Source organism: Ferruginibacter sp. (assembly GCF_031430955.1).
Lineage (GTDB): Bacteria > Bacteroidota > Bacteroidia > Chitinophagales > Chitinophagaceae > Ferruginibacter.
Window position 1 is genome coordinate 1 of the sequence record NZ_JANPCM010000286.1, and the last position, 5,330, is coordinate 5,330.

The 5,330-nt window shown below is 34.1% G+C and carries 4 protein-coding genes; 2 read left to right on the plus strand and 2 right to left on the minus strand.

What is annotated here, in order from left to right; translation table 11 throughout:
• Positions 1 to 209: 209 nt before the first annotated feature.
• Positions 210 to 650, plus strand: coding sequence for a DUF983 domain-containing protein (locus tag ACY65O_RS08075; protein ID WP_462220345.1), 441 nt, complete (start codon positions 210 to 212; stop codon positions 648 to 650).
• On the opposite strand, the gene ACY65O_RS08080 is transcribed toward ACY65O_RS08075, so the two are convergent.
• Positions 647 to 1,090, minus strand: coding sequence for a DUF2721 domain-containing protein (locus ACY65O_RS08080; protein ID WP_462220346.1), 444 nt, complete (start codon positions 1,088 to 1,090; stop codon positions 647 to 649). The genes ACY65O_RS08075 and ACY65O_RS08080 overlap by 4 nt on opposite strands.
• 143 nt (positions 1,091 to 1,233) lie before the next feature.
• Here ACY65O_RS08080 and ACY65O_RS08085 point away from each other — a divergent pair, with 143 nt between their 5' ends.
• Entirely contained in the window at positions 1,234 to 2,301 is a 1,068-nt protein-coding gene (locus tag ACY65O_RS08085; protein ID WP_462220347.1) for a PepSY-associated TM helix domain-containing protein, read from the plus strand.
• Between the two features lie 317 nt (positions 2,302 to 2,618).
• Here the strand turns inward: ACY65O_RS08085 and ACY65O_RS08090 are convergent, their stop codons facing one another.
• The gene (locus tag ACY65O_RS08090) at positions 2,619 to 5,051 is read right to left on the minus strand and encodes a TonB-dependent receptor (protein ID WP_462220348.1); all 2,433 of its coding nucleotides are present in this window, start codon (positions 5,049 to 5,051) and stop codon (positions 2,619 to 2,621) included.
• Positions 5,052 to 5,330: the final 279 nt, after the last annotated feature.

Genomic DNA, 5,330 nt, shown 5'->3' on the forward strand with positions numbered 1-5,330 from the left:
GTCAGGCCTGAGGCACTCACAAAATTTTTTTAAGCTCTTTGCAAATGACAAAACTTCTAGTCCATTGGAGTGTCAGGCTGAGCTTGTCGAAGCCGTTGTGGTGCTTCTTTAGAGCCGGTTTCGACAGGCTCAACCTGACATTTTTTTAATCGGATAGATCCAATATCTTATTGGCATAACGTCCTTTTTTAATTGGGTATCTTTGCAGCATGACAGCAGTAAAAAAACCGAAGCCCAATAATTTATGGAGCATTGTTACCATGAAATGCCCACGATGCAGGCGTGGCCCTATGTTTAACGACAGCAATGCTTACCGTAAATTAAAACTCTCTCACATTTTTGATATGCCAGAGCATTGCCCTGTATGCAACCAAAAATACGATTTGGAAAATGGCTTTTGGTATGGCACCGGGTATGTAAGTTATGCGTTGGCTGTAGCTATTTCTGTGGCAACTTTTGTTGCCTGGTTCGTTTTAATCGGTGTATCTACAGAAGATAACCGTATTTTTTGGTGGCTCGGTTTAAATATACTTTTCTTAATTGTAATACAACCCTGGTTAATGCGGATAAGCCGTGTATTGTATATTCGTTTTTTTGTTAGCTACGATGAAGATTTTGAAAAACACAAACCTACTGAGTTTGATTTTTAGCTTTCAGTATTTTTAAAAATATCATTAAATATATTTCCTTTACTTAATTCTTCAATATCACTCAACTGCAATTCAATTGCTTTGGTACTTTTATTAATTTCTATTAAAGAAAGTATGATTGACCCAAGTAAAAAAATAAGACTTGCTGCAAATATCCAGTGCGATACTTCCATCCAGCCCCTGAAAATTGCATACATACATAATACACAGCATAAAAAACTCATAATGCCCAGCCCCTGCATATATCGGATAAGATTTAAACGACTTCGGATGTTTTTTATCTGGTTTAGAATATTTTTTTCTTTTTCGCCATGCTGGTATTCATCATGCAGTTTTCTTACTAAACTTGCCAGCGATAAAAAACGGTTGGTATAAGCCAGCATTAATAATGTAATGGCCGGAAAAAGTAAAGCCGGTGTGTTGATGTTTATTTCTAACATGCAATAAATGTACAACAGAAATTTTTTGTAAAAGTTGATTTTATTTTAAAGCCTCAGTAAAATCTAACTGCAAATTCCACTGGATAATTATTCAATTTAATAGTATTATTGCAGTTATACACTTTGCTGATAAATATAAATTAATGAAAAAGAAAGGTCTTGTCACTGTTCATGCTGTCGCCGGTTTGTTTGTGGGTATTTTTATTTTAGCCCTGTCTTTGTCGGGGGCAATATTGGTTTTTCAGGATAATATTGATGCCTTACAAAAACCTTTAATTGGCCCAAATAAAATTCCGCAAAAAATATTAACAGTTGACAGTTGCTATACATTAGTACAGCAAAAATATCCGCATGCTGTCATCAGCAGCTGTGCCGTAGCTGAAAATAATCAGCAGGTATTTTCTTTTTCAATTTATGATTCTTCTTATAACAATGGTACAAAAGCGTTGCAGGTTTTTGTGCATCCGCAAACAGGAAGCATTTTAAAAACAAGAGGCGGCAGCGAAGATTTTAAAAATAATTTTATGGGATGGCTTTCCAAATTCCATAATTCTTTTCACGCAGGCAAAAAAGGCGAATGGCTTTTAGGTTTTTTTGCTATTGTTTTTTTAATAAGTATTGTAACAGGTATTATTATTTACACAAAAAATATTTTTGCAGTTGTCTTATTTAAAAAAGTAGTTTGGAAAAGAAATAACCTTCATCAAATAATTGGCACCTGGGCCCTGCTGTTTAATTTAATGATTGGCATAACCGGATTTTGGATGCAACGTTATATTTTTAAAAAAGAGTTTTATCAAAGCAATGATTGGGTAAACACTATAAAGCCTTCACCTAATTTGTTTTTTAATTTTGATTCGGCATATGATAATTTGCAAAAGCTTCATCCAAATTTTACAGGCTATGTAATTTATTTTGCTCAAAACAAAAAAGGGAAAACGGCTGTTTATGGCAGTAATAGCACCAACGCTTTTATACACTCTAAAAAATTTGCCGATGTTATTTTTTTAGACAGTACGGGTAATATTTCAAAAACAAGATTTATTAATGAAATAAGTGCCGACGACCGCTACGATATCATCAACTCTCAATTGCATATGGGTAAGTATGGAGGAATGCCCGTAAAAATCATTTACAGCTTATTTGGTTTATCATCGGCAGTATTAAGCATCACAGGTTTTTTACTTTGGGTAAAGAGAAGAAAAAAATAAACCTGTAATGTTTTTAAAATTTATAGGTTTATCTGCATAATAGTTAAGAAGAAGAAAGAATTTTCAAATTAATTGCCCCGTGCCTTCAGGCCGGGGCAAAATGTAAAGTTATTCCCAGGCTTTAGCCAAAATATATTGCGGCTATATAATTATTTTGGCTAAAGCCAAATGCTTTCCTTCTGTAATCTCCGGCCTGAAGGCACGGAGCTATTAAAACAAGTTGTATATAGTTTCGCTGCATAAACTGCACCATCAGCCGATAATAAAAAAGCGAAGCAGTATTGCTTCGCTAAAACCCAACCTGTTATAATAAAAATTTAATTAGCTAAAGAAAAATTGAGTGGTATATTTAATTTAACACTAAAATTTCTTCCCATATTAAATACACCTGTTCTGCCTGTGGCTAAATTTTCTGCAGCATATTTTAAACGGCTTAAGTGATTTTGATAAGCCACATCCGTAATATTTATTGCACTAAAATTTAAAGTAAATAATTGATTTCCTTTTTTAGAAATAAAGTCGGCACCAATACCTGCATTAAGCAATGTATAACCCGGCGTTCTCGTTTCGGTATTGTAAGCAGTAAAAATGTTGGTTTGTGTAAAAGTATTATCCAGTTCCACTTTTGTATAAAAGTTTTGAACGGTCTTACTTATTTTTTTAAAATCGCCTTTAAATTCTGTTACTAATTTTGGAGCAGGAATAAAAGGAATATTTTTTGAACCTTCAATGGCTTCTGCAAATCTTCCGTTAACAAACGAAAATGTATTTTGAATATGCAGCCAATCCAAAGGATGAGGATGAATATCCATTGTAAATTCAAAACCAGCTAATGAAGCTTTCCGCTGATCGAATTTAAAAGCTGTTAAATTATTTCCATTAACATTTACTAAACTGTCGCCGCCGGCAAATGATTCTAATTTTCTGTAAAAAATAAAATTATTAAAATGGTTTAAAAATGCAGTTATACCAAAAGATAAATGTTCTGCATTGTACTCCAGTCCACCATCAAATTGCAAACTGGTTTCGCTTTTTAAATTGGCATCACCGTATTCGTAACGTATAGTGCCTTCGTGTGCACCATTACTGGCCAGCTCAGGAATGCTGGGTGCCCTGAAACCTCTTGCTGCATTAAATTTTAAATTTAATTTTTCTGTCAGTTGCGATGCTACACCCACACTGCCCGAAAAGTTGGAAAAAGATCTTGTAAAAGCAGCACCTTTTACACTTCCACCGTCAAGCAAATTTTTTATAGATGCATTTCTGCTGTCGTATCTAACACCTCCGCTTAATGTTGTTTTTTTAATTGTTTTTTGTGTGTAAACATAAGTGCCAATATCAAATAAATTATAATCGGGTATCAGTTGCTCCACACCTTTGTTGGTATTATTTTGCTGCATCCCATTTACACCAATAGAAGTTTTCCAGTTATTTTTTTCTGCAAAATGAAACTGACCGGTATAGGTGATTGTTTTTAAATCAAAGAATAAAGCTCTCTCATTTAAATCATCAATATTACCAAACTCTTCTCTTTGGTTATGCTGAAAACCAATATTGAATGTTAAACGGTTATTATTAATTTTCACACTGTTATCGGTTGCAATTTTAAAATGCCTGATATGCTGATAAGGAATTTGTGGTGTAGTGCTTTTAAAATCTGCGTCGGTTACCCTTGTATCACCGCCACCGGCAACTGGTTTAATAAAATAACCGGCAGCATCTCTTTCCCCTTCTGTTAAACCTGCTTTTAAATTAAAATTGCTTACTAACAGATGGGTATAGCCCCAGTTGCCATTATATCCTGCATAACCTCCAGTATTATGTTCGTTAAATTTTGAATTGTACACAGGGCCATCATATTTATTTTTATAATCTTCTGCTGCTTTGTTGGAAGAATATATATTCCAGTTGAAACCATTTTTGTTGCCTCCAATATTTGCATTAAGAGTTCTTAATTTATTGTTGGTTTGAAAATTACTCGAAATATTTGCTTTGATGGTATTGTTTTGCACCGGAACATTGGTAATAATATTTACCACCCCGGCCATGGCATCGCTGCCATAAATAATTGAAGCCGGGCCTTTTAACAATTCAATTTTATTTACGCTGGCTTCATCCACTTCAATACCATGTTCATCCCCCCATTGCTGTCCCTCTTGGCGTACACCGTCATTAATGGTAAGTACCCGGTTATAACTTAATCCTCTAATTACAGGTTTGGAAATGGCAGGGCCGGTTGATAAAGTTGACACACCACCAATTTTTGTAAGCGACTCTATAATATTGGTTGAAGTATTTTGTAAAAAATCCTGTTTACGCAATACAGAAACCGCAAAGGGAATTTTTTTTAATTGTGTGGCACCACTAACACCTGTAACCACTACTGCATTATTTTCTACCACAGATTCGCTCAGCACAAAATCTTTTTTTGTATCGGCACTTACCATAATGTTTTCTGCAATGGTAGTGTAACCAATATGTGATACTTCTATTAAATGATTTCCTTCGGGAATATTTTTAATGGAGAAATTACCATCATTGTCTGATGAAGTACCTGACTTTATATCAGTGATGTAAATACTTGCCCCGGAAACGCCTTTACCGGTTTTAGCATCAGTTAAAGTTCCAGAAAATGTTCCTTTTAATACGTTTGAATTTTTTATTGATGGTGGAGTTAAAAAATTATTTTTAGCGCTGGCAAAGCACAATAAAAAAATACTGCCTGTTATAAAAAGAATACTTTTTTTCATCCTGTAATTATTTATTTTGAATTATCAACAATAACAAAGCCTTGTATATGCTATTTGTATTGGTTTGATAATGGTAATGTTTGTGAATAGCGTAACACAAAATTTATTTTGCAATAAGTGTTAACGAAAAAAATGGAGAAAAAATCAGGCTGCAGGCGGCGGCCCACGATTTTCAAAAAATGAGTGTGCAGCTGATAAGATAGTGAAATAATATAGAGGTATGGAGTTGTTAAATAGAACTGGATAATTTAAAGTCGACAGCGAATGATTTATATCTGC

Excerpts from the sequence above, each read along its gene's own strand:
- ACY65O_RS08075 (WP_462220345.1), top strand. The coding sequence starts at position 210 with ATGACAGCAGTAAAAAAACCGAAGCCCAATAATTTATGGAGCATTGTT.
- ACY65O_RS08080 (WP_462220346.1), bottom strand. The coding sequence starts at position 1,090 with ATGTTAGAAATAAACATCAACACACCGGCTTTACTTTTTCCGGCCATT.
- ACY65O_RS08085 (WP_462220347.1), top strand. The coding sequence starts at position 1,234 with ATGAAAAAGAAAGGTCTTGTCACTGTTCATGCTGTCGCCGGTTTGTTT.
- ACY65O_RS08090 (WP_462220348.1), bottom strand. The coding sequence starts at position 5,051 with ATGAAAAAAAGTATTCTTTTTATAACAGGCAGTATTTTTTTATTGTGC.